Here is a 24,773-nt window from a genome sequence, read left to right as displayed (position 1 = left end):
CTTCGGGGCGGCTTTTTCATTTGGCGGAAGGCAAGTTTATGGACAAGACAGTCCCGGCAGGAGCCGCAATTCTTCTCGATTTCATTGGCGATATCGAAGCACCGCGCGGTTATGACGTGATCTATGGCAACAATCAGAACAAGTTGCCCACGCCGATCACCAAGATGACCATTGGAGAGCTTATCGATGCGCAGGCTTCCTTTACCAAGCGCTTCAAGTCTTCGGCCTCTGGCCGATACCAGTTCATGCGCGCCACACTGCAAGACTTGTCACGCGAGCTTGGGTTGCGAGGAACGCAGGTATTCGATGCCAATTTGCAGGATCGGCTTGCATTCCATCTGCTGAAGCGGCGCGGCTATGAAGACTTTGTTTCTGGCGAGATCAGCCGCGCAGAGTTTGGCAAGCGTTTGGCTCAGGAATGGGCCTCTCTGCCAGTGCTGACCGCAGTCAAGGGCGCGCACCGCGACCTGAAGCGCGGCCAGAGCTATTATGCTGGCGATCCGCTCAACAAGTCGCTTGTCTCGCCGGAAAAGGTTGAGGCGGTGCTTGATCGGGTGAAGGCCGCACCAAGCAATGTGACTTCAATTCCAGTCGGCGCGCCGGTTCCACAGATTGAGACCGGCTTTTGGGCATCTGTGTTCGCCGCCATTGCAGCGTTGTTCGGTGGGGGCAAGTGATGGATATCGCCCTTCTTATCCCGATCATTCGGCAAATCCTTCAGGTTGTCGGCGGCATGTTGATTGCTCGCGGCTGGCTGGATGACGGCGCAGCCGATGCCCTTATAGGCGTCATCGTGAATGGCATCGTGTTTGTCTGGTGGCTGTATGACCGCCACCGGATCAACAAGAAAGCTCGCCTTCTGCGATACAAGGTTGGAGAGACCGACCATGCTTGAAGCAATCATTGGCCTTATCGCCGCTTCGAATGGATGGGTAGCTTATATAGGCCTCGCCATCGCGGGGGCGCTCGGCCTGTACCTGAAGGGGCGGTCAGACGGCAAAGGCGCTGAAAAGACCCGGCAGCAAGATGAAAGCTCTGCCGCTCGATCAGTTGCGGACGAAATTGACGCAGCGGTGGCGGGCCGCGATCCGCAGCAAAATCGTGAAAGGCTGTCGAAATGGTCAAGGTGATTGCACTGGCCGCTCTATGTGCGCTTTCAGCCTGCGCCAGCCCGCAAGGCTCATTCTGTTTAGTTTCGGCTCCTATGCGCCCTTCGCCTGCCGCTCTGGCTGTTATGACTGATCAGGAAGTATCCGCCATGCTTTCTCACAATGAGAAGGGCGCAAAGCTCTGTGGATGGAAGGCATGACGCCGATGGACAAAGAAGCGCCCACAGTTAACCGCATGGTCGAACTTCCAGACCGGACGAAAGATTTTCTTTCGAAGCTGGACGAAGACGATATCGATAATTTGGAAGACGCCATCAAGTTTTATGCGACCGTCCGCACCATGGGCCATGTCGTGAAGTGGCTCGCGATAACCGTTCTTGCAATCATTGTTGGCATCGCATCGTTGTACGAAAACACGCTCAAAATCTGGGGCTGGTTTCATAAGTGAGTGGAAATCGTGTAGCGCGCTTCCAAGTGAATTTGCGCGCTGACCCATTCTATACCCACGAGCCACCGAGGCATATGCACTCGTGGTGACACTTTGGTGACACGAGATTATATGAAGTGTTGAGAACAAGTGCTAAATACTTGATTTTATTGGTGCCGCTTAGGTGACTCGAACACCTGACCCCATCATTACGAATGATGTGCTCTACCAACTGAGCTAAAGCGGCCCGGAACATTGCGTTCCAATTTCCCGAAGGAAGCCAACCATTTCTGGCTGGACGGTGCGCTGATAACCAAAAGCATGGAGGAAAGCAAGGCCCAAATCAAACAATATGTATGTTTGTTCAAAAGGTTTCACGCCATGCCTATCGCGAGAGCCTGACACTGCGCAAGCGAGCCGGTTTTGCGAGATGGAAGTTATGGTAGTTTCGTCGGGCATATGGAGTGCTGACACCGCGCCGGCCGTCGAAGCCGACGCGGTGTCGTGAAAATCAGAGAATCACGCGCCCGCGCAAAGGTGCTGGCGAGCCTCCCTATATTCACGCTCGAGCCGGTCGATCAGTTGTCCGGCAGGAGCCACTTCGCGGATAGCGCCGATGCCCTGACCGCAGCCCCAGATATCCTTCCAGGCCTTGGCGCCGTCCTGCTGCGCCTTGTCGAAGTCCATCTTGGAAGGATCAGCCTTCGGAAGGTTGTCCGGGTCGAGGCCCGAATTAGCGATGGACGGCTTCAGGTAGTTGCCTCCAATGCCCGTGAAATAGTTGGAGTAGACGATGTCGGATGAATTCGAGTCGACGATCATCTGTTTATAGGCATCTGTCGCACGCGCTTCTGTCGTGGCGATGAAGGGCGAGCCGATATAGGCAAGATCGGCGCCCATGGCCTGCGCCGCAAGGATGGAGCCGCCATTGGCGATGGCGCCGGAAAGGAGCAAGGGTCCATCGAACCAGGAGCGGATTTCCTGCACAAGTGCGAAGGGCGATAGCGCGCCCGCATGGCCGCCCGCACCGGCAGCAACTGCGATGAGGCCGTCCGCACCCTTGCGGATTGCTGAATTGGCGTGGCGGTTGTTGATGACGTCATGAAGGACGATGCCGCCATAGGAATGGATCGCGGCATTCACTTCCGGCACTGCACCGAGCGAGGAAATGACAATCGGCACCTTGTACTTCACACAAAGGCCGAGATCGTGCTCAAGCCGCTTGTTGGAACGGTGCGCGATCTGGTTGACCGCGAATGGCGCGGATGGCCGGTCGGGATTGGCCTTGTCGTAAGCGGAAAGGCCTTCCGTAATCTCTGCCAGCCATTCATCAAGCTGCGCTTCGGGGCGGGCATTGAGCGCAGGAAAAGAGCCGACGACACCTGCCTTGCACTGCGCCATCACCAGAGCCGGGTGGGAAATGATGAATAGGGGAGCACCAACCACCGGGATGCGCAGTCTGCTTTTCAGAATATCCGGCAAGGCCATCTTCAACTGTCCTCCTTGATTGACGTTTGCGTAAACGTAATAGTTTTAGCAGCTCTTTGTCCAACGGCAATATCAAAAGCGTGCGAGCCAGCTTGTCGATAGGGTCTGCCCCGCTGTTGTTGAAAAGCTTGACAAGGCGTGTCGAAAGCCAGCCGATTTGCATGTTTTGGAAGCATAGGGGCGCTGCCTCTGCCGAAAATGCCTATTGGGAGGGAATCGCCTGCACACTTCAGGATGTTTTGCTCACCCGCAACGGGCGCAGTTTGATCCTGTAACGCTATACGGATGGGGGAAAACCGCATTCAGAGTTAATATTAGGTGTCTCCGACATGCTTATCAGCTAGTCAAAGCGGGTGATGAACAGGTAAATGCCTTGATTCAGACGTTAATTTCGCTGAGGCTTATGAAATCGTCTGTATCGGGGACCGCTTGCTCCTGTTGGGGGCGTGACAAGATGGCGGGAAGAACGAACAAGGGAAGAGCAGCCTTTGGAAAGTATTGAGCGCGCGATCAGGAATGCATTTGCCAAGGCGGATGCGCATAATCCGGCGACCCGCCAGCGAATTTATGAATCCGCCTGGGGTGCGCATGAGCGCGCTCTTGCGACGAACACCGCGCTCAGCGATGCGCAAAAGGAAGAGCGTCGTCAGAAACTGAAGGATGCAATCTCTCGTATTGAACAGGAATTCAAGACCGGCAGCAGCACGGAAGATCGTCGCGAGCCGTCGCACGGCGCTTCGTTCAGAGAAGACCCGGTGCTTGGCGGCAGGGCGGAAGAAGCATCGCCCGCACTCGACACCGGCGATATTCGTGCGACCTCGCGGCAGAAGAAGCGCAGCAATGCCGACCTTGGCTATGAGGGCGGCGTCTCGCGCAAGGACCGCAGGAAAAAGAAACGCCATTCACCTTTCTACAGCTACGGCATACCGGCGCTCGTACTGGCTGTCGCCGCTTTCATCGGTTATTCGCTCTATAACAGCTTTATCGATTTGAGCCGTGGGCCGGCGAACAATCCGCTGCATAGCGATGGCAATATTGCGCCCTTGAAAGAAGGCGAGGAGCCGGGCGGACTAAAGTGGATAACCATCTTCCAGCCGTCCGAGGCGACACGCATGTCGGTCAAAGGACGTGCGACGGCTGAAATCAGACAGGAAGGCACACGCAGTTTTGCTCGCATCCAGTCTTCCGGTGCGGAAGATACGGTCACATTCGATGTTGGCGAAGGCATTTTGAACCAGCTGGAAGGCAAAAAGGCGACCTTCGACATCGTGGCACGCGCTGACGACGGCAAGACGACCCAGATGTCGGTCAATTGCGATTTCGGGGGACTTGGCGATTGCGGGCGCAGGCGCTACGACGTGCGCGATTCCGTGAGCGACTTCCTTTTCGATATGGATATTCCGTCCGGCCAGAAGGCAGGTCGCGCAGGTACCATCACGGTCAATTCGGATTTGAGCGGTTCCGGCAAGCCGGTCAACATTTACGAAATTCGCGTATCGACGGCAGTTGATTAGAGCGCATCCCGAAAAGTGTGAAACGGTTTTCGGATAAGATGCGCGTAAAAACAAAAGCTTAGAGCGCCTTTCGATCTGCTTCAATCAGATCGGCGCTCTCGTCAGGTCAGCAGCTTTTCCAGCATTTCAAGCCGGTCCGCTTCGCGGGGCGGCTTGTCCCAGCGTAGTCGTGAAAACCGCGGAAAGCGCATGGCGACACCTGATTTGTGGCGCGTGGAACGGTTGAGGCCTTCGAAAGCGACTTCTACCACAAGCCCATGATCGGGTTCGGCGCGGACAGACCGGACCGGCCCGAAGCGCTCGGTGGTATTTTCGCGCACAAACTTGTCCAGCAATTTCAGTTCTTCGTCTGTAAAGCCGAAATAGGCCTTGCCGACCGGTACCAGCACCGGCTCGTCTTCTGGTCCCGTCCAGACGGCAAAGGTGAAATCCGAATAATAGCTGGAGCGCTTGCCGTGCCCACGCTGGGCATAAACGATCACAGCGTCGACGGTGAAGGGATCGCGCTTCCACTTGAACCATGGCCCCTTGGGGCGTCCGGGCACATAGGTACTGTCGTGACGCTTCAGCATCACACCTTCGATGACGGGATGGGGCGGATTGGAGCGAAACTCCGCCAGTTCCTGAAAGTCGCCAAAGGGCAGGACGGGTGAGAGATCAAAGCGGCGCGGATCGAGCCCGCCGACGAAATTTTGCAGGCGGGCGCGGCGCTCGGAAAAAGGCAAGGTGCGCAAATCGCTGCCTGTTTGCTGGTTTCCTTCCTGCAACAGATCGTAGGCGCGCACGAAAGCCGGATAGTCGCGTAACTGCTTCGCGCTCACGGTCTTGCGGTTCAGCCTTTGCTGGAGATCGGAAAAAGTGGCTGTTTCTATGCCAGTTTCGCCGTGATGACCGACGAGCAGTTCGCCGTCGATTGCGCCTTCGAAATCCATAGCTTCCAGAATATCCGGAAATGCGCCGGAAATATCGTCACCGGTGCGCGAATAGAGGCGGCGCACGCCACCTTCCGAAACCGCCTGCACGCGAATGCCGTCCCATTTCCACTCTGCACTGTAGGCAGACGCATCGAGCGAGGAGAGGTCAGCTTCATCAAGGGCAGTTGCCAGCATGACGGGGCGAAACGGTGCGGCTGCGGTGGCGGCAGGCTTTTCACAACGGCCTTCCAGCCAGGCGAAAAGCGCCTCATAGGGCGGTGATTGGCCGTGCCAGAGTTCCTCGATTTCTATGATGTCGACGCCACCAAAATCAGCAAGGGCCTGTTTGGCCAGACGGGCTGAAACCCCGACGCGCAAACCGCCGGTGACGAGCTTCAACAGTGCATACCGTTCGGAAATGCCGAGCAGATCAAGCCATCCGGCGACGAGCATGGGACCTTCGCGGCGGGAGGCATGCTGCAGTTCATGCACGACGATACCAAGCGGCAGATTTGCCCCCGGGGCGGTTTCGCTCGGGCCGGGCCAGATGAGCGAAATCGTTTCGGCAAGATCACCGACATAGTCGTAGGAATAGGCAAAAAGTGTCGGATCGGTCCGCTCGGCAATGAGCGCCCGCAGCATGGCCGGTTTCACACTTTGCAGTTCCAGATCGCGTGTGATGGCCGCGAGCGCCAGCCCACGGTCGGGATCTGGCGTGGTGCGGAAATAGTCGACAAGCAGCCGAAGCTTGCCGTTGCGCTGCGGTGTCAGAACCAGCCGGTCAAGAAGTTCGGCGAAAGCACGCATCAATCACCTTCATCTTCGTAGCCGACGAGATGGAGCGGCTTTGCCGGTATGTTCTGCAACTCGCACCAGCGAACGAGCGCTTCTTCCCGTCCATGCGTGACCCACACTTCGGCGGGTGCAATTTCCGTAATTGTCGCCGTCAGTTCATCCCAGTCGCAGTGGTCGGAAATGACGAGTGGCAGCTCTACCCCCTGTTGCCTGGCGCGCTGGCGGATGCGCATCCAGCCGGAGGCGAAAGCCGAAATGGGATCGGGAAAACGCCGTGCCCAGCGGTCGGAGAAAGCCGATGGAGGACCGACGATGATCTTGCCTGCAAAATCCGGCTGTGCTTCGTCACGTTCCAGAGTGGCTGGTTCCAGCGGACCTAGATCGATGCCTTGTGAGTGGTAATAATCGCAGATATTTTCCAGTGCCCCGTGAATATAGATCGGTTCCGAGTAGCCAGCATTGCGTATGAGTTTGATAACCCGCTGTGCCTTGCCCAGTGAATAGGCACCGACGAGGTGCGCGCGTTCGGGAAATTGCCGGGCTGATTTGAGAAGTGTTGCGATCTCGTGTGAAGCATCAGGGTGACGAAACACCGGCAGCGCAAAGGTTGCTTCGGTGATGAAGACATCACAGGCGATAGGTTCAAAAGGCGCGCAGGTCGGATCGGCTGCGCGCTTGTAATCGCCGGAAGCGACAATGCGGGTTCCCGCCTTCTCCACTGCGATCTGGGCAGAGCCGAGCACGTGGCCTGCGCCATGAAAACTCACCCGGACACCGTTGATCGTAAGGGTTTCACCGAGACTTATCGGTTGGGTCGTTTCGGCGAAGTTTGCGCCGTAGCGCAGCGCCATGATGTCGAGCGTTTCGGGCGTTGCCAGCACATGGGTGTGGCCGGAGCGGGCATGGTCGGAATGCCCGTGGGTGATGAGCGCACGTTCCACCGGGCGCACGGGGTCGATGTAGAAATCGCCGGGCGGGCAATAAAGGCCTTTGGGAGAGGAACAGAGAAGCTGGTTGAAACGCATGGTTTCAAGATAGGTCATGAAGTTTGCGCCGAAAAGGGAGGGAGCCCTTTGCTACTGACAAAATGAGAACAAAAGTGAACAAATGCCTTGGCGACCCGCTTTGCTGCGATTAGATTGACGGCGTGACACTGAACCTGAAGCCCGCCGCCGCGTCTGCCGCTTTCCCCTTGCCGGACCGTTTTCTCGAATGGTTTGCGGCCAAGGGCTGGTCGCCGCGCGCGCATCAGCTTGAGCTCCTGGCGCGTGCCGAACAAGGGCAATCCACGCTCCTGATTGCGCCCACAGGGGCTGGCAAGACGCTGGCCGGGTTTTTGCCAGCGCTGGTGGATTTGGAAAAGCGGCAGAGCAAAGCAATTCCAGGAAAAGTGGGAACCGGTTTTCCGTCCGGAATTGCGTCACAATCCAAAAGAGGTGTTCACACGCTTTATATCTCGCCGTTGAAGGCTCTGGCCGTCGATATCCATCGCAATCTGACGGTGCCGGTCGAGGAAATGGGTCTCGACATCTCAATCGAGACCCGGACCGGCGATACGCCTGCGCACAAACGCCAGCGGCAGAAGCTGGCACCACCTGATATCCTGCTGACCACGCCAGAGCAGCTTGCACTGTTGATCGCTTCCAAAGGCGCGGAACAATTCTTCAAGGGTTTGTGCTACGTGGTGCTGGACGAATTGCACTCGCTGGTGATTTCCAAGCGCGGACACCTTCTGGCGCTCGGGCTGGCGCGGCTGCGCCGTCTGCAACCGCAATTGCAGACGATCGGCCTTTCCGCCACGGTGGCTGAGCCCGATGAACTGCGCCGCTGGCTGGTGGAACAGGACGGCACCGGGCCCATGGCCGGCCTTGTGACGGTCGATGGCGGTGCCAAGCCGGAAATCACCATTCTCGATTCCGATGAGCGAGTGCCATGGTCTGGCCATTCCTCGCGCTATGCGATTCCCGATATCTATGAGGCGATCCGCCAACACCGCACGACGCTTCTGTTCGTCAATACGCGCAGTCAGGCGGAAATGCTGTTTCAGGAGCTCTGGCGGGTCAATGAGGACACGCTGCCGATTGCTCTGCATCATGGCTCGCTCGATGCCAGCCAGCGCCGCAAGGTCGAGCAGGCCATGGCTGCCAACACTTTGCGGGCTGTGGTCGCGACCTCGACACTTGATCTCGGGATCGACTGGGGCGATGTCGATCTGGTCATTCACGTCGGCGCACCGAAGGGGGCGAGCCGCCTTGCGCAGCGCATCGGTCGCGCCAATCACCGCATGGACGAGCCAAGCCGGGCCATTCTCGTGCCCGCCAATCGCTTCGAGGTGATGGAGTGTCGTGCCGCACTCGACGCCAATTATCTGGGCGCGCAGGATACGCCGCCCCTGATCGACGGGGCGTTGGATGTGCTGGCGCAACACGTGCTCGGTATGGCCTGTGCCGAGCCTTTCAACGCCGATCAGCTTTATCGTGAGGTGCAGAGTGCGGCGCCTTATTCGAGCCTTCCGCGAGATACATTCGACCGCATTTTGGATTTCGTGGCGACCGGCGGTTACGCGCTCAAGACCTATGAGCGATTTGCGAAAATCCGCAAGACTGTGGACGGCACGTGGCGGGTGTCCAATCCGCGTATCGCGCAGCAATATCGGCTTAACATCGGCACGATTGTCGAGGCACCGGAATTGAACGTCCGGCTGACACGCGGCGGTAAGAAAGCCAGCGCTTATGGCGGACGTGTTCTTGGTCGTATCGAGGAGTATTTCCTTGAGACGTTGACGGCTGGCGACACTTTCCTGTTTGCCGGAAAGGTGCTGCGGTTTGAAGGCATCCGCGAGAACGAATGCATCGCTTCCAACGCCGCCGGGCAGGATGCCAAAATTCCTGTCTATGCAGGCGGCAAGTTTCCACTTTCCACCTATCTCGCCGCGCAGGTGCGCGCGATGCTCGCCGACCGCACGCGCTGGCAGTTTTTGCCGCAACAGGTGCGGGAATGGCTGGAAGTGCAGCAGTGGAAATCCGTGCTGCCAGCAACGGACGAGCTGTTGATCGAAACCTTTCCGCGCGGCAATCGCTTCTACATGGTCGCCTATCCGTTTGAAGGCAGGCTGGCGCACCAGACGCTCGGCATGTTGCTGATACGCCGTCTGGAACGCATGGGCGCGCATCCGCTTGGCTTTGTCGCTACCGATTATTCGCTGGGTCTCTGGGGTCTCAAGGATATCGGCGCGCTGATCAGCACCGGAAAGCTCAATCTCACCCGCCTGTTCGACGAGGATATGCTGGGGGACGATCTCGAAGCCTGGCTCGATGAAAGTTACCTTTTGAAACGCACTTTCCGCAATTGCGCCGTGATTTCAGGGCTTATCGAGCGCCGTCATCCGGGGCAGGAGAAAACAGGCCGTCAGGTTACGGTTTCCACCGATCTGATCTATGACGTGCTGCGGACCCATGAGCCGGACCACATATTGCTGCAGGCGACGCGCGCTGATGCGGCGACGGGGCTTCTGGATATCAAGCGTCTTGGCGACATGCTGGCGCGTGTGAAAGGTCATCTGCTGCACAAGCCGCTCGACAGGATTTCTCCGCTGGCGCTGCCTGTGATGCTCGAAATCGGACGTGAGCGTGTGGCAGGTGAGGGCGATGAAATGCTGCTTGAAGAGGCCGCGGACGACCTGATCAGAGAGGCTATGCAATGAAGACTGCAGTGTGGGGAAATGGTGAAGCTTACAGTCTGGCCCATACGCAAGTGCGTGGTGTCGCGACTGTGTGCGATCCATCCGGCGCGCTGTTCCTGCCCGACCTGCATATGCTCATCGTTTCCGACCTGCATCTGGAAAAAGGCTCATCTTTTGCCCGACGCGGCCAGCTCATCCCGCCCTATGACACCGCAGCGACGCTTGACATGCTGGCGCTGGCAATCGCGCGCTATCAGCCGCGAACCGTCATCAGCCTCGGTGACAGTTTTCACGATGCGACGGCCAGCGAGCGCCTGCCGTCGCTTTATGCCATCCGTCTGAAATCGCTGATGGAGCATCGCGACTGGTTCTGGATTACCGGCAATCACGATCCGGATCGCCCGGTTGACCTGCCGGGCGATTGTGTGGAGGAACTGGCAGTCGGGCCGCTTGTTTTCAGGCATGAACCATCGCGCAAGGCCGGGCAGGGCGAGATTGCAGGCCATCTTCACCCGGCGGCCCGCATCGTGCGACGGGGACGGTCGGTGCGCCGCCCCTGTTTTGTGAGCGACGGCGAAAGGCTCATCATGCCGGCTTTTGGAGCCTATACGGGTGCGCTGAATATTCTGGATCGCGCCTTTCGAGGGCTGTTCGCCGACGAGACGCTGCGTGCCTATATGCTGGGGCAGGGCAAGGTCTACCCGATAGCGCGCAGTGCGCTTTATGGGGGTTAGAGCGGTTCCGGTTAAACGGAATCAATAGAACGGAACCGCTCTAACTGTCTGTTTTGGCGCGCATCTTATCCGAAAACCGTTTCACACTTTTCGGGATGCGCTTTAATCCCTCCGGAACAGAATGCGCCCGAACCAGCCGGTGAAAACGGCAAGGAAAACGGCAAACAGGCCGTAGAGAAAGCTGTTCTGGTGGGCGGCGTTGTAGATGCTCTGTTCAAAACCTGCCTTGACGATTTCAAGACTGGCATTGGCTTCCCGCAGAAAAACGCCGTTGCGGAACAGAAGCGCACGGGCCTTGTGGCGCCCGACCGGCACGTTGGCGGGCAGGTTCAACGTGGCGCGAAACAGGGTGCGGGAAATGAACTCCACGCCACCAATCCGTTGCGTATAGAGGCCTTGGCGAATTTTCATCTCGCGCAGTTCGTTGCCGAATGTCGGGATATTGCCTGACAGGCTGCCCGCATCTTCCGGGACGAGATAGAAGTTGCGCACGCCAACCGAAAGCTGCCGATAGATTTTCTCTTCGGTAATGTCCTGCAGATTGCGGGTGGAGGCCAGCGAATAGGAGAGTGGCACGCCCATAAAGGTTTCCGAATCCGCATTGACCCAGACACCGAGATAACGGTCCTTCTTGCGCACCACGAGGTCGCGCGAAGGGCCTTGCAGCACGACGATGATGTCGTAACGGCCCTGCCGCTGGATCATCGGGTCAGCATTGTCGAGCGCACCGAATATGGTGAGATCGGTGCCGCCAAAATTCGATGTGATGGCGATGGTTTCGGTTGAGAGCCCGATTTCGATGGTTTCATCGGCGGGGTTCTGCAATTGCGGAACCGTGTTGCCGTTACCGCTGGAATCGACCTGCGCCGTGGCAGTTCCCGCCAACAGGAGCATGAACAATGCGGAGAACAGCGTGAGGCTCCGCATGTCAGATATCCGCAATCGAGATGGAAAACAGATTGTCGGGTCGTACAAACAGGCCAAAGGCAAGACGCAGGCCAACGGCAAGCACCAGAAGCGCCAGCAAGAGCCGCAACTGTTCGCCGCGCAGCTTTTGTCCTGCGCGTGCGCCATATTGCGCACCGATAACGCCGCCAACCATCAGCAGGAAGGCGAGCACGATGTCTATGGACTGGTTGGTCGTTGCCTGCAGAACGGTCGTGACCGCAGTGACAAAGGTGATCTGAAACAATGAGGTTCCGACAACCACATTGGTCGGAACATGCAGCAGATAGATGAGGGCCGGCACCATGATGAAGCCGCCGCCGACACCCATCACGGAGGAGAGAAGGCCGATGAAGAAGCCGATGCCGAGAACCGGAATGATGCTGACATAGATGGTGGATGCCCGGAATCGCATCTTGAATGGCAGTCGGTGTATCCACGTGTGCTGGCCGGACCGTCGCACGGCACCAGCCTGCCCCTTTTTTACGCGGCGGAGCGCTCGCAGGCTTTCCACCAGCATCAAGCCGCCGACAGTGCCGAGAAAGAAGACGTAGAGTATGGAAACGATCAGGTCCAACTGGCCGAGATCGCGCAGCCATGAGAATACGAAGATACCAACGAGCGAACCCAATATACCGCCTGCCACAAGAAACAGGCCGAGCTTGATATCAAGCGTTCGACGTTTGAAATGCGCCAGCGCGCCGGAAACGGACGAGGCTATGACCTGATTGGCACCGGTGGCGACTGCGATTGCGGGTGGAATGTTATAAAAGATCAAAAGCGGCGTGATCAGAAAGCCGCCGCCGACGCCGAACAATCCGGAGAGAAAACCCACGGCGGCGCCCATGCCGAGAAGAACCAGCATGTTGACCGATAATTCCGCAATGGGAAGGTAAATACCCAATTCCGAACCCGGCTTTCACCAACGCATGACACACAGCTGCTTGCGGTCGCGCTTCTCCGCAAGATGTTGCACCCTACTAAAACATCTCCGGCAAAATTATGAAACTGTTCTGCGTGCGGAAATGCATGAAAACAAGTAGTTAGGCTTAACTTCACACGTAAGTTTCAGCCCAGCCACTCCTGATAATGTCTTGCTCTGTCGCCGCCGCGAAGTCAAACGCCGATTGCCGATAAACTTATCTCGTGGAACTCTATTCGATGAAAAATGCGGGGTGTTGTTTAAGAACAACAAAAAGAGCTCTGAAGAGTGCTGAAAACCACTATTTCAGGTATAATCCCATAAAATATATAGGAAATACATGAACGTATGCTGGTCGCGATGCACTGTGGCTCAGTCGGTAGCGTTCTGGCGATTACTGATGATGATATTGATATCTTCTTTCGGCGTGATGACGGAGTAGCCAGACGATGGATAAAATTGCGCACGGATCGAAATGTTGTCGGACATTTTACTGTCGGTCAGGCTGCCGTTTTTGATGACATAAAGATAGGGATTGGTCAGGCTCACGCTGAAGCTCCCGGCAAAGCGGCTGCTGGACTTGAAACCGAAGCAGTTCATGCTTTCGGCATAGTAATTGCCATTCATTACATTCCATTCTTCCGTGGGGCTGGACCGTGTCAGGCAGATCTTTTTGCCCTCTGGAGTGGTGAAATTCGCATTGAACGACACGGCTAAGAAGATATTCTTCAGCTCGAAACTGCCGGATAGGACTTTGAAAATGGATTTGTAGGGATGAATATCCTCCGCCGGGATAAGATGTTTGTCGCCGGACGAAATCTCGAAATCGATCGCATCCCCCTGGAAATTTTTGATATCCTTGTCGAGCGCGAGGGGAATTTTCGCGATGATACCGTTTTCCATGTCGTTGTTTACGTGCAAGAGCATCGTTTATCCCCTCGTTGATAGGAGGTAGATAATAAGCCTCGACGAGTCGATTCAACCTGTCACTTTTTTCAGACGCCTGTGATTGAAACGAGAAAGGGCAGCATGTGCTGCCCTTCGAAATCCAAGTTGCTTCAATGCGTTATTTATTCTTCTCAAGAAGAAGCTGAACCAGTTTCTGGTCAACGTCGCCGGTAGGCGTCTGCCCATTTGCCTTCTGGAAGGCAGCAATCGCGGCGCGAGTCTTGCCGCCCATTAAACCATCGGCGGTGCCGACATCGTAGCCGTTCTTCTGGAGAATGAGCTGGATGTTGCGAACAGCCTTCTTCATATCCACCGAGCCGGTAGTAAGCGGTTTGCTCTCGGCCCATGCATCCGGTACGTCAATGGAATTGGTTGCCTGGTCGAGCGGTTTGGCCTTCCAGAGCTTGACCGTGTCCTGGGCGCGTTCGAGCTGTTCCGGCTTCAGGGCCTTGGCAATCTGGTCACGCTTGTCGGCAGCATCCTTGTCACCGGCATTGGCGGCGAGCGAGAACCACTTGTAGCTCTCTTCCAGATTGGCTGGCATTCCCAGCCCCTTGGCAGCAAGGATGCCGAGGTTGAACTGGCTGTCCTTCACACCGAGTTCTGCAGCGTCGGTGAACCAGCGCACTGCGGAAGTATTGTCCGGGTTGCCATTGGCACCGGTTGCGAAAAGGACGGCAAGATTATGCATCGCGCTTGCGTTGCCCTGCTGCGCCGAGAGCTGATACCAGGTCTTGGCCCTGTCGAGGTCGCGAGGCATGCCAAGGCCCTTTTCATTGAAGTTGCCGAGGCGATATTGCGCCGGTGCGAAACCCTGACTTGCGGAAATCTCGTACCATTTCGCCGCCTTGGCAAAGTCGGCGGCAACGCCGCGGCCTTCCATGTAGCGGTTACCGACTTCGAAGAGGGCGCGAGCATCGCCCTTGGCTGCAGCTTCGCGAAGTGCTGCCGGACCGGCTTCTTCCGGCACGGGCGGAATAGCGCCCTGAGGCTGTGCGGCAGCTTCGGTCGATGCCGCCGTTTCAACGGGCTTCACCGGATTGGCGACTGTTGCGGCAGGCTGTTCAACCTGTGTCGGGATTTCCACCGCAGCCTGCTGCTGCTCATCTGCTGGTGCCGGGGTTTCTTCCTGCGCAGCTTTCTCCGAGCGTGGCTCCGTAACCGGAGGCACAGTTGTGGGGGCGGACTGCTCGAGCGCGGGTGTCGTGTCCGATGCGATCTTCGCGGCGATTTCGTCGGCTGGTGCAGGCGTGTTGTCGGTGGCAGTGGTGTCGATCTGCGGCGGTACTGTATCGATTGCCGTGTCCACCGGCTCGTCACGGTTCAGGAAGGCAGAGCCGATCTGCAGACCGGCCATGGCAATCATCACGGCACCGATTGCCATCAGGATCGGCTTGCGCTGACGCTGGATCATGTCGCCGACTGACGACTTCTTTTTACCGGTGCGCTTGGTCGCGCCTTTCTGAAGCTGTTCGGATTCGGCGGCGGCAAGCTGCGCGGCACGCCGGGCTGCTGTGATGAAGTCCACCTTGCCATTGGCGGCAAGGGCTGCATCGGCAGCATCTTCGCGCTGGCGACGCTCTTCGCGCACCCGCTTCATAATCGAATTGAGATCCGGCATGCCTTCGCCTTGAGGGCGAGGGGATGGGATCGTTTCCAGCTCCGGTTCTTCGCGGGTGATCGGCTCGATGGCGGCAAGATCACTTTCGAAGGCTGGCGCATCAATTGTCGTGTCGAAAGCGCTGGCTTCGAGCGTTTCGTCGTTCTTTCCAGCGGACGTATCGGCCCGACGACCGCGTATTGCCTTGGCAAAACCACCGAAAATCGATGACTTTCCAGCCGTGTCACTCGCCTGCATATTGACAGGACCGGCTTCGCTCTGAACGGTCGCGAATGCCGCTTCCGCAGCAGCCGCAGCCGGTGAACGCGGTGCCGATGGGTGCGGTGATCCAGCGTTGGGGCTGGTGAAAACCGGATTTTCGGTGTCCGGTGTATCTGATTTACCCGCGACGTCTTGCTCAAGCCTGGCCAGACGGTCAACGATCTTGACCAATGTGTCGTGGACGGTCTCGAATGTCTTGCCATTGCGCTCGTCGGAATTACGCGCCAGGGCTTCCAGCGATTTCATGTCGTCGGCGAGTTGCCGGGCGATCACGCTGTCGCCATGCGAACCGTGCTGCAGAACCCGCGTGACCGCACTTTCGGCGGCTTCACGCGCAGCATCCAGCACTGTTTCGCGATTGGAGGCGATGGAACGTTCGATGGAATCGAGACGCGGCTTCAGCTCTGCGATTTCGGCGACGGGCTGGGCCAGATGATGGGCGATATTTGCAATCTGATCTTCAAGGCTGCGGATCGCCTTCATGTCCAGGCCCGGACCTTCATAGGTCGGCGCCTGAAGAAGACCCAGTGAAATCTGCTGCGAGAGATCGTCCAGACGGCCTTCCAGCGTGTGGATCGCGCTGTTGTCGACATGCTGCGTGGCGTATTGCGTGTCGAGACGCTCAGTCAGTTCTGCAAAGCGGCGGTCGATCGTGTCCAGAACGGCAGGATGTGGTTCTTCGGCTCTGCGTTCGGCGGCTTCGAGTTTTTCGCCGATGGCTTCAAGGCGTGCCTCAACAGCCTGATAGTCGGACTGGCTCAGATTCTCCATGACTTTGCCAACCTGATTGGCAAGCAGGTTGATCTGGTGTGCGAGTTGGTCGATGACGCCGTCCGGCAGCGCCGAGCCGCCTGAAAGGCCATCGATGCGCGAGGAAAGTTCGCCAAGCTTGCGATAAAGCGTGTCGGAATTCTGCTGCGTTGCCGAAGTGGCGAGTTGTTCTGCGAGCTCCGCCAGACGGTTTTCGATGCGCTCCAGACGGCGCGCACCGTCCTGGTCCGGGCGCTGGGCGCGGCTTGTGGCAATGATGGCGCGGCTGATCTCGTCCAGCCGCTCATCAATCTGCTGCAGGCGGTTCTGCTCCAGCGACGACACATGTTGCGGGCTGAGCGACTCCTCGATAGAATTTGCGAGCTGGCCGATGCGATCTTCGATTGCGCTCAAGCGGTTGAACTGGGGCAGGGTGCCTATGGCGTCGCGTACCTGTTCAAGCCGCGAGCCGATTGCATCCAGCGCCGGATCGACGGCGTTGTGACGCTGCTCGAACGCTTCAAAACGGGCGTCGAAGCGATCCCAGCGATTGTTCAGGCGGTGCAGAGTTTCTTCGCGGGCAAGGCTTTGGACCGTGCGGCTGAGCTCTTCGAGCTGGCGGCGGAGGGCCTGCGCATTGGCTTCGCTGCTGCGGTCCGCGAGAAGGCGTACACTGTCGTTGATGCGGTCGAAGTCTTCGCTCATCCGCTGTGAAAAGCCTTCTTCACTCGCTGCGCGTTGAAGACGGGTCATCTCGCGGCTGGCCCGGCTGACTTCGGTGCTCGATGCATAATTTTGTTGTGGCTCTTCATGGCTTCCGCGCATGCGGCGCAGGTTCTCGGCAATCTCGGCAAGACCGGTGACTGTTTCGTCCGGATGGTGAACCGGCTGACGTTCCGAGCGCAGAATATTGCGCATGTCGGGGGTATCGCCCTGTTCGAGATCCATCAGGCGCTTTTCAAGGCTCGCCAAAGTGCGGTTGAGTTCTTCCATGGCTGGCGAAGGCGCTCGGCGCTCGCGGCGGGCGTTCAATTCGTCAATGATGGATCGTGAACCTGACGCCAGATCTGGGTTTGCCATGAGAAATTCACTTTTTCCAATGATAGAGATCGCCGGGAGCAAATTTTACCGACGCAACAGGCAAGAATTTGCTCTGCTTACATTTGTACAAACGTGGTAAACAACTCGTTAATATATGCGGCTAAGTGAGTGCTTTAGTGGGCGCAGAAAGGCATCCCATGGTTGAGCGGGCTAAATTCGGTTGCTGAAGGCAGTCTGGCATGAAAGGCGGACTTATCGGGTATGGAAGATGCGTGAATTGCGGCGGCAAATGTAAATCGAAGCTGCAGCACTGACAGCAATGTCAATGTGGCTGTCATCAACAGTGGTTCCATCGCGCGAATGTGCGGTGACCGGGCGTTTCCGGGGGCGGAAACAGGGTAGAACATGATTAAACAGACAAACGCGCCGGGGCAGGTAGCAGATATAGCGATTGCAGATCTTTTGACCGGTGCAAGCGGGAATGCTCGAAAGGAAAATCAGTCAGGCGGTCAGCTATACCGGATCGGCGATCTGGCCGAAGAGTTCGACCTGACGTTGCGGGCCTTGCGCTTCTATGAAGACAAGGGATTGCTCAATCCGCGCCGTGCGGGCGTGACGCGGCTTTACGATTACAACGACCATACACGCTTGCGTCTCATCCTGTTTGGACGGCGCATTGGCTTCACGTTGAGCGAGATGGGGCAGTTGATCGACGTTTGGGAAAAAGGGACGACAGAAGCTGCGGAGATCGAGAAATTGCGCAAGCGCTTCAAGCAAAAACTCATCGAGCTCGAGAAGAAAAAGGATGAGGTCGACAGGTCTGTCGAAGAGCTTAGGGCTATTCTGGCACGTATGGCTAGAGCCTCGGTGTGATTTCCTGCAATTGAACCTCTATTAGAGCACGTTTCACTTCGGTCGGATTGTACTCAAAAAAATGGCTGCCCTTGTCTGCTCCGATCGGACAGATAAGGGCAGCCTCGATAGTTCATTATCCCTTGAAGTGAGTAACGAAAGCTACCTGTTCGTTCGTAATGAAAAATGTAATTGAAAATCAACGGCACCGAAACGCAACAGCAGCCTGAGCGCCGACACAAGCGGAAGCGGAACCGCCGCTTCTTCCCTTCGGCTTTTTACAGACCGCTTTTGCGTTTTCTCTCGCTTCTTGACAGGCTTTGTCGTGATCGACAGCTATTGCCGAAGACGACGTCGCTAGCGGGGCAGCGAGGGAGAGCACCGAAATAGTATGCTTCATATTTAAAAAATATCCTCGTTATCGAAACAAGGTCATCTTACTTGGTTTTAGATCGATCTTAAATAGCAACTTGCTGGGTAAACGTCTTTAATCAGATTTTGCTAATATACTGTTGACTGAATAATATACTCTGTTTCAAGTATAATAAAATTTATCTATGAATGGGCTTGATGGATTCTCTGTTTGAATTCGATACGCTGGAATTTTAAGTCCAGGGGGTGAATTGGCAGATTTGGAGTTTGTTTGTAATTTAAAGAATTCCGATCGTAATTATTGGGGCTTTCTTTTTTCATGGGATGTATTTTCCCACTGTTGAATATAACGCTTTCAAATTGCCGCAGTTGTCGCGGCTGCAGGAAGGCATGCATATTCAAGCCGGAATGTTTCAGCCTGTCGCATGAAGTGTGCTTGTGGAAGGGAACCATAGAGCTTCAGTCCGGTTATCACAGCCTTGCGACTTAACGCGAAAGTGAGGCTGAAAATGAAAAGAGCTCTTGTTCTGACCGTAGCGGCGGTTATCGCCAGCTCCGGTTTTGCGCTGGCGCAGGATCGAGTGCTTATTGAAGTGCCTCAGGCAGCGCGCGATTATGTCATCGCTAATCCATCAGATCCTGTCGTCATAGAAGGGGAGATCAGTGATGGATATGTACTTCCCGACGCGGTGGCGGTTCATCCGATCCCCGACAATCCGGACTTTGGCTATATCTATGTCAATGGTGAACCGGTGATCGTTTCCATGCAGAATCGTCAGGTCGTCTATTACGTCGAAGAGCCGAATGCGGGGCCGCTCGTACCAAAGGAAATCGTGACCTATATCGAAACCAACCCGGTTGCCCCGGTCACGATCGAAGGAGATCTGGCGGAAGGCACGATTATTCCGGAAGATGTGCCGCTCGTAGCTGTCCCTGACCAGCCGACATATTCCTATGTCTATGTGGAGGATCGCCCGGCTTTGATTGATACGCAGACCCGCCGTGTGGTTTGGGTCAAGTAAGTCCCAGGCGGCAAACAGATTGAAGAAAGGCGGCAATTCTGCCGCCTTTCTTCTAGGTTACATATGGTGCATGGATGCCGGACCGACGAAATCGGCGTGATCATCGCCGTTCAGATTACTCTGCCAGTCAACGACGACCCGTTCGCCAGACCGTACATTCGGATGATAAGGCGGATAGAGTTCGAAGCTCCGACCGTTGGTCAAGGTGACGACTTGGCTCGCCGGATTGTAGGACCTCAGCGTTCCTATGGTGAAATCTTCCGCATGGGCGGCAAATGAGAACAGCGAAATACCTGCCGCGAAGGCAGCCATAAGGTGGTACCGCATTTCAATCTTCTCCCGAATAGCGCAAATCGGGCTGCGCTCCTCCGTGGGATCGTCAACTCGCATATTCATTCAGCTATGCCGGGCCGATCCCCACATATTGAGGTAGCGATGAATTCGTCAGGTTCCATAGTGGACCTGATCAATACGGTTCACGCCTGATCACAGCTCCGCGACTGGAACTCCGGAACCGAACTATCGCCAAAGCGGTATAATAAAAGGATAGAATGGAGAAAATTTTGAGACCAGCGCAAAAAGATTTTTTTGTTAAATCTGGAAGCGACCTCAAACTAGGAAAGAATTTTATAGGATTCGAGAATTGAAATTAAAAAATAAAATCGTCTAGAACCCTTGTAGATCGTGATGTAAGGGTATACCTATTAAATATCGATTTTGTCATCGAACGACGCGGCGTATATAACGCTCGGATTTTTCTTTCAATATCGTAAAAATCGCGGCGAGCAGTGGCTTGTTATTAATCAACCATACGAATTGAAAGGAATTCATTATGGCAGAAGGTACAGTAAAATTTTTTAACGGCGGCAAAGGCTTTGGATTTATTCAGCCTGACGACGGTTCGCCGGATGTGTTTGTTCACATCTCTGCTGTTGAGCGTGCAGGTTTGCATACGCTCAATGAAGGTCAGAAGGTAAGCTTCGAGCTGGTAGCGGATCGTCGCTCCGGCAAGAAGGCTGCCGATAATCTTCAGGCGCTTTAACTCGAGCGCAAAGATATCGTTTCCGATCTTTGACCACGGATGTACTGGCACTGGTTGTTGAGATGATTGAAAGGTCGGGTTTCTCCCGGCCTTTTTTATTTTGGATTGCATTGTGAAAAGTGTGAAACGGCTCTTTTCCAGGGAGTAGGTGGAATGCTCGAACAAAAATCGGCGGACCTGACCAAGGATACGCTGTTCAAGAAGCCGCTTTCGCGCATGGAGGCCAAGAGCGCCATAACCGACAAGGCGGCAAAGGCCATCCTTCAGCATGAAAAAGCCGCAGTAGATGCCAAAACCGAACGATTGAGAGCTGCGCGCCTTGCGCGTGATAGGCGCGACCCATAGTCGGCTCGCGCATTCGCACATAACGAATGAATGAAGAGCGGTCGCAGCGGTGCGATGAAACGATAGCGTTTTATCAGTTTGTCCGCTGGGCCAAGAAAGGAGCTAAGTTGCAAGTACTGGTAAGAGACAATAATGTTGATCAGGCGCTGCGTGTGCTCAAAAAGAAAATGCAGCGCGAAGGAATTCTCCGTGAATTGAAAGAGCGCAGGGCTTACGAAAAGCCTTCGGAAAAGCGTGCCCGCGAGAAGGGTGAAGCTATTCGCCGTGCGCGCAAGGATGCAAGAAAGAGGGCGCAGCGCGAAGGTTTGCTGCCGAAGCCGAAAAAGAAGGTTGCTCCCACGCGGTCGAGAACCCCGGTCGCTCCTGCAGCGACAACCTCTTCTGCGGCCTAATATCTTTCCCGAAACTCTCGGGTCTAGAAACTATTCAAGACGGACCGTCGGATCGAAAGCGCTCCGGCGGTTTTTTGCTGGCAGCGGATAATACCAAACCTCAATGAGCTAGTTTCATCGAGGTTTGATTAAGCTCGTGCGGCAATTGAGCATTTTCAGGGCATGATGCGTCAGCATCTTGGCGCCTTGGTTAGTGTGGCGAGGCCTGTTTCGCATTGCTGTGTTACGCTTCCGATCCGCTAGGCAGAACATTTCCCCATCCCGCACGAACTTGTGTAATTTTTGACGTTTACGGAAACGTCAAAGTAGTTTAGCTTCTGCTCCGAATTGACTGGTCGTGCGCAGAATCCGTGATACGGTTGGTCAAAAAGGCGGCAAAAATGGCTGTTTTTCGCAGAAAATCGTCCTTTTTGTTGCAACATGCGCGCTGTCACAACGTTTCGCTATAATGTGGCATGCAGGCATGAAACGCGGTTACGGGCTCGTTCCAGCCATCGCGGAACGGCTCAGGTGGTGAATTTGGAGGATTTCTATGCCGAGCTATCGCGCGCCAGTTGAGGATACCAATTTCGTTCTCAACGACGTTCTGAATTATCAGCGCTACAACAACCTGCCGGGCTTTGCCGACGCGTCGCCCGATGTCGTCGAGGCAATCCTGTCTGAAGGCGCGAAGCTCGCCGAAGGCACCCTGTTCCCGGTCAATCAGACCGCTGATCGCGAAGGCTGCAAGCGTCATTCGGACGGTTCGGTGACGACGCCGAAGGGCTACAAGCAGGCTTATGATCTGTATCGTGAAGGCGGCTGGCTTGGTCTCGCCGTGCCCGAACAATATGGCGGACAGGGGCTTCCCTATCTCCTGCACACGGCTGTCGGCGAATATATGTCGTCGGCCAATATGGCGCTCACCATGTATCCGGGCCTGACACAGGGCGCGATTGCCGCGATCCTGACCCACGGCACCGATGAGCAGAAGGATACCTATCTGCCGAAGATGGTGGAAGGCACCTGGACCGGCACGATGAACCTGACCGAACCGCATTGCGGTACGGATCTGGGCCTGCTGCGCACCAGCGCCACGCCACAGCAAGACGGCAGCTACAAGATTTCCGGCCAGAAGATTTTCATCTCGGCCGGCGAACACGATATGTCGGAAAACATCATCCATCTGGTGCTGGCCCGCATCGACGGTGCGCCCGAAGGTGTGAAGGGCATTTCGCTGTTCATCGTGCCGAAGTTCATTCTTGACGCGGAAGGCAATCCGGGCGAGCGCAATGGCGTTTCCTGCGGTTCCATCGAAGAAAAGATGGGCATTCACGGCAATGCCACCTGCGTCATGAATTATGATGACGCAAAGGGCTTTCTGATCGGTGAGGCGCATAAGGGCCTGCGCGCCATGTTCACCATGATGAACGAAGCGCGTCTTGGTGTGGCGCTTCAGGGCCTTTCGATCGCCGAAACCGCTTACCAGAATGCCGCGATCTATGCGCGTGAGCGCATTCAGGGTCGTGCGCTTTCGGGTGCCGCAGCACCGGACAAAAAGGCCGATCCAATCATCGTGCATCCGGATATTCGCCGCAACCTCATGAATATCCGCGCTTTCAACGAAGCCGGTCGCGCGCTTATCCTCTGGACGGCACTCAATTCCGATATTGCCCATCGTGCAGGCGATGAAGCGGAACGTCAGGCGGCAGATGATCTCGTCGGGCTTCTGACGCCGGTTCTGAAAGGCGTTCTGACCGACAAGGGTTTTGAACACGCCGTCATGGCGCAGCAGGTCTTCGGCGGTCACGGCTATATCGAAGAACACGGCATGAGCCAGTATGTGCGCGATGCGCGTATTGCCATGATCTATGAAGGCGCAAACGGCATTCAGGCGCTCGATCTCGTCGGTCGCAAGCTGGCACTGAATGGCGGTCGCGCGATTACGGCCTTCTTCAAGGAAGTGGGCGAATTCTGCGAGGCCAATCGCGAGAACGAAAAGCTTTCCTTCTTCACCAAGCATCTGAAGAAGGGTCTTAACGATCTTCAGGCCGCTACCATGTGGCTGATGCAGAATGCGATGGCCAAGCCCGACAATGCTGGTGCAGCCTCCAATGACTATATGCATCTCTTCGGTCTGGTGGCGCTCGGCTTCATGTGGGCGCGCATGGCCAAGATCGCCGAAGAAAAGCTTGGCAGTGGTGAAGGCAACAAGGCTTTCTTCGAAGCCAAGCTTGTCACCGCACGCTATTATTTCGAGCGGATCATGCCGGAAAGCGCAGCACATCTCGCACGCATCCAGTCGGGTGCGGATTCGATGATGGCGCTCAACGCGGACACATTCTGAGTTAGGGATTGAGCTAAATTTCGAATTTAGCGGGAAGGAGTCAACATGGCTGAGGCTTATATTTACGATCACGTGCGCACACCGCGCGGCCGTGGCAAGAAGGATGGCAGCCTGCACGAAGTGCCTGCCGTTCGTCTGGGCGCGAAGGTCCTGGAATCCCTGCGCGACCGCAACGGCATCGACACTGCAAAGGTCGATGACATTATTTTCGGCTGCGTCGATCCGGTCGGCGAAGCTGGCGCGGTGATTCCGCGTTCTGCCGCCTTTGAAGCCGGTTACGACTTCAAGGCGCCGGGCATCCAGATTTCGCGCTTCTGCGCTTCGGGCCTCGATGCGGTCAATCTGGCGGCAGCCAAGGTCGCCTTTGGTTCCGACGATCTGGTGATCGCGGGCGGCGTGGAAAGCATGTCGCGTGTCGGCATGGGCATGTCGGGCGGCGCCTGGTACATGGACCCGTCGGTTGGTTTTCCCGGCTATTTCATGCCGCAGGGCGTTTCCGCCGATCTGATCGCCACGAAATACGGCTTCAGCCGCGATGATGTCGACGCCTATGCGGTCGAAAGCCAGAAGCGCGCCGCCAAGTCGTGGGAAAAGGGCTACTTCAAGAATTCGGTCATTTCGATCAAGGACCAGAATGGCCTGACCATTCTCGATCATGACGAGCATATGCGCCCGACGACCGACATGCAGGCTCTGGGCCAGCTCAATCCGTCCTTTGTTATGCCGGGCGAAATGGGCGGCTTCAATGCGGTCGGCATTCAGGCCCATCCGGAAATCGAAACCGTCAATCACGTCCACCATGCCGGTAACTCGTCGGGCATCGTCGATGGTGCGGCTGGCGTTCTGGTTGGCTCCAGGAAGGCTGGCAAGGCCTTCGACATCAAGCCGCGTGCGCGCATTCGTGCTTTTGCGAATATCGGTTCCGAACCGGCGCTTATGCTGACCGGTCCGGTCGATGTGACGGAAAAGCTGCTCAAGCAGGCGAAGATGAAAATCTCCGATATCGACCTGTTCGAACTCAACGAAGCCTTCGCCGCTGTGGTGCTGCGCTATATGCAGGCTTTCGACATTCCGCACGACAAGATCAACGTCAATGGCGGCGCGATTGCCATGGGCCATCCGCTCGGTGCAACCGGCGCAATGATCCTCGGTACGGTGCTGGATGAACTGGAACGCCGCGATCTCAACACCGCGCTGGTGACCTTGTGCATCGGTGCCGGCATGGGCACGGCGACAATCATCGAGCGCGTTTAAGACGAGGGAGGTTCTAC

Annotated in this window: 22 protein-coding genes and 1 tRNA gene; 14 read left to right on the top strand and 9 right to left on the bottom strand. The window is 56.2% G+C overall.

Annotated features, from left to right (window positions below; translation table 11 throughout):
- The first annotated feature begins 38 nt into the window (after positions 1 to 38).
- The 4 genes from MKS82_RS21795 to MKS82_RS21780 all read left to right on the top strand — a co-directional run bounded on the left by MKS82_RS21795 (position 39) and on the right by MKS82_RS21780 (position 1,557).
- Positions 39 to 677, top strand: a complete 639-nt coding sequence (locus tag MKS82_RS21795; protein ID WP_240579218.1) for a hypothetical protein — start codon at positions 39 to 41, stop codon at positions 675 to 677.
- Positions 677 to 895, top strand: a complete 219-nt coding sequence (locus MKS82_RS21790; protein WP_008936516.1) for a Pam3-gp28 family putative phage holin — start codon at positions 677 to 679, stop codon at positions 893 to 895. Before MKS82_RS21795 ends, MKS82_RS21790 begins: the two co-directional genes overlap by 1 nt.
- The gene (locus MKS82_RS21785; RefSeq protein ID WP_240579217.1) at positions 888 to 1,130 is read left to right on the top strand and encodes a hypothetical protein; all 243 of its coding nucleotides are present in this window, start codon (positions 888 to 890) and stop codon (positions 1,128 to 1,130) included. The genes MKS82_RS21790 and MKS82_RS21785 overlap by 8 nt, the downstream gene beginning before the upstream one ends.
- A 184-nt stretch (positions 1,131 to 1,314) precedes the next feature.
- Positions 1,315 to 1,557 carry a hypothetical protein gene (locus MKS82_RS21780; protein WP_176588232.1) on the top strand — a complete coding sequence of 81 codons (243 nt, stop codon included), beginning with the start codon at positions 1,315 to 1,317 and terminating at the stop codon, positions 1,555 to 1,557.
- Positions 1,558 to 1,707: 150 nt separating this feature from the next.
- Here the strand turns inward: MKS82_RS21780 and MKS82_RS21775 are convergent.
- A tRNA-Thr gene (locus MKS82_RS21775) sits at positions 1,708 to 1,783 on the bottom strand.
- Positions 1,784 to 2,055: 272 nt separating this feature from the next.
- Complete coding sequence (locus MKS82_RS21770) at positions 2,056 to 3,024, bottom strand: NAD(P)H-dependent flavin oxidoreductase (protein WP_109989363.1); 969 nt, start codon at positions 3,022 to 3,024, stop codon at positions 2,056 to 2,058.
- A gap of 488 nt (positions 3,025 to 3,512) precedes the next feature.
- On the opposite strand from MKS82_RS21770, the gene MKS82_RS21765 reads away from it, so the two are divergent.
- A complete protein-coding gene (locus tag MKS82_RS21765) occupies positions 3,513 to 4,538 on the top strand; it encodes a hypothetical protein (protein ID WP_109989365.1) in 1,026 nt (341 codons plus the stop codon).
- Between the two features lie 101 nt (positions 4,539 to 4,639).
- Here MKS82_RS21765 and MKS82_RS21760 read toward each other — a convergent pair whose 3' ends face one another.
- Together MKS82_RS21760 and MKS82_RS21755 are read right to left on the bottom strand one after the other, a co-directional pair.
- On the bottom strand, positions 4,640 to 6,259 hold the full coding sequence (locus MKS82_RS21760) for a cisplatin damage response ATP-dependent DNA ligase (RefSeq protein ID WP_109989366.1): 1,620 nt from the start codon (positions 6,257 to 6,259) through the stop codon (positions 4,640 to 4,642).
- Positions 6,259 to 7,272, bottom strand: a complete 1,014-nt coding sequence (locus MKS82_RS21755) for a ligase-associated DNA damage response exonuclease (RefSeq protein ID WP_109989367.1) — start codon at positions 7,270 to 7,272, stop codon at positions 6,259 to 6,261. Before MKS82_RS21755 ends, MKS82_RS21760 begins: the two co-directional genes overlap by 1 nt.
- Before the next feature lie 122 nt (positions 7,273 to 7,394).
- Between MKS82_RS21755 and MKS82_RS21750 the strand changes: the two genes are divergently transcribed.
- Entirely contained in the window at positions 7,395 to 9,950 is a 2,556-nt protein-coding gene (locus MKS82_RS21750) for a ligase-associated DNA damage response DEXH box helicase (protein WP_109989368.1), read from the top strand.
- On the top strand, positions 9,947 to 10,663 hold the full coding sequence (gene pdeM / locus MKS82_RS21745; protein ID WP_109989369.1) for a ligase-associated DNA damage response endonuclease PdeM: 717 nt from the start codon (positions 9,947 to 9,949) through the stop codon (positions 10,661 to 10,663). Before MKS82_RS21750 ends, pdeM begins: the two co-directional genes overlap by 4 nt.
- A 102-nt stretch (positions 10,664 to 10,765) precedes the next feature.
- Here pdeM and MKS82_RS21740 read toward each other — a convergent pair whose 3' ends face one another.
- The 4 genes from MKS82_RS21740 to MKS82_RS21725 all read right to left on the bottom strand — a co-directional run bounded on the left by MKS82_RS21740 (position 10,766) and on the right by MKS82_RS21725 (position 17,190).
- Positions 10,766 to 11,590, bottom strand: a complete 825-nt coding sequence (locus tag MKS82_RS21740) for a TIGR02186 family protein (protein ID WP_176038608.1) — start codon at positions 11,588 to 11,590, stop codon at positions 10,766 to 10,768.
- 1 nt (position 11,591) lies between these two features.
- Positions 11,592 to 12,473, bottom strand: coding sequence for a sulfite exporter TauE/SafE family protein (locus MKS82_RS21735; RefSeq protein ID WP_029926549.1), 882 nt, complete (start codon positions 12,471 to 12,473; stop codon positions 11,592 to 11,594).
- 429 nt (positions 12,474 to 12,902) lie between these two features.
- A complete protein-coding gene (locus MKS82_RS21730; RefSeq protein ID WP_109989371.1) occupies positions 12,903 to 13,457 on the bottom strand; it encodes a hypothetical protein in 555 nt (184 codons plus the stop codon).
- Between the two features lie 139 nt (positions 13,458 to 13,596).
- A complete protein-coding gene (locus tag MKS82_RS21725) occupies positions 13,597 to 17,190 on the bottom strand; it encodes an SEL1-like repeat protein (protein WP_109989372.1) in 3,594 nt (1,197 codons plus the stop codon).
- 366 nt (positions 17,191 to 17,556) lie between these two features.
- On the opposite strand from MKS82_RS21725, the gene MKS82_RS21720 reads away from it, so the two are divergent.
- Positions 17,557 to 18,024 carry a MerR family transcriptional regulator gene (locus MKS82_RS21720; RefSeq protein WP_109989373.1) on the top strand — a complete coding sequence of 156 codons (468 nt, stop codon included), beginning with the start codon at positions 17,557 to 17,559 and terminating at the stop codon, positions 18,022 to 18,024.
- 860 nt (positions 18,025 to 18,884) lie between these two features.
- Positions 18,885 to 19,397, top strand: a complete 513-nt coding sequence (locus MKS82_RS21715) for a DUF1236 domain-containing protein (protein WP_240579216.1) — start codon at positions 18,885 to 18,887, stop codon at positions 19,395 to 19,397.
- 57 nt (positions 19,398 to 19,454) lie between these two features.
- Here the strand turns inward: MKS82_RS21715 and MKS82_RS21710 are convergent, their stop codons facing one another.
- Positions 19,455 to 19,724 carry a hypothetical protein gene (locus MKS82_RS21710; protein ID WP_146206499.1) on the bottom strand — a complete coding sequence of 90 codons (270 nt, stop codon included), beginning with the start codon at positions 19,722 to 19,724 and terminating at the stop codon, positions 19,455 to 19,457.
- A gap of 505 nt (positions 19,725 to 20,229) precedes the next feature.
- Here MKS82_RS21710 and MKS82_RS21705 point away from each other — a divergent pair.
- The 5 genes from MKS82_RS21705 (at position 20,230) to MKS82_RS21685 (ending at position 24,756) form a co-directional block, all read left to right on the top strand.
- Positions 20,230 to 20,439 (top strand): cold-shock protein, encoded by a 210-nt coding sequence (locus MKS82_RS21705; protein WP_109989376.1) that lies wholly within the window; start codon positions 20,230 to 20,232, stop codon positions 20,437 to 20,439.
- 153 nt (positions 20,440 to 20,592) lie between these two features.
- Entirely contained in the window at positions 20,593 to 20,784 is a 192-nt protein-coding gene (locus MKS82_RS21700; protein ID WP_109989377.1) for a hypothetical protein, read from the top strand.
- A gap of 107 nt (positions 20,785 to 20,891) precedes the next feature.
- The gene (gene rpsU / locus MKS82_RS21695; RefSeq protein ID WP_109989386.1) at positions 20,892 to 21,176 is read left to right on the top strand and encodes a 30S ribosomal protein S21; all 285 of its coding nucleotides are present in this window, start codon (positions 20,892 to 20,894) and stop codon (positions 21,174 to 21,176) included.
- A 532-nt stretch (positions 21,177 to 21,708) separates the two neighbouring features.
- Positions 21,709 to 23,502, top strand: a complete 1,794-nt coding sequence (locus MKS82_RS21690; protein ID WP_109989378.1) for an acyl-CoA dehydrogenase C-terminal domain-containing protein — start codon at positions 21,709 to 21,711, stop codon at positions 23,500 to 23,502.
- A 45-nt stretch (positions 23,503 to 23,547) separates the two neighbouring features.
- On the top strand, positions 23,548 to 24,756 hold the full coding sequence (locus MKS82_RS21685) for an acetyl-CoA C-acetyltransferase (protein WP_061346912.1): 1,209 nt from the start codon (positions 23,548 to 23,550) through the stop codon (positions 24,754 to 24,756).
- Positions 24,757 to 24,773: the final 17 nt, after the last annotated feature.

Source organism: Ochrobactrum sp. A-1 (assembly GCF_022488005.1).
Lineage (GTDB): Bacteria > Pseudomonadota > Alphaproteobacteria > Rhizobiales > Rhizobiaceae > Brucella.
Note: the sequence above shows the minus strand (reverse complement) of the source record. Positions and strands in the feature narration are given on the sequence as shown.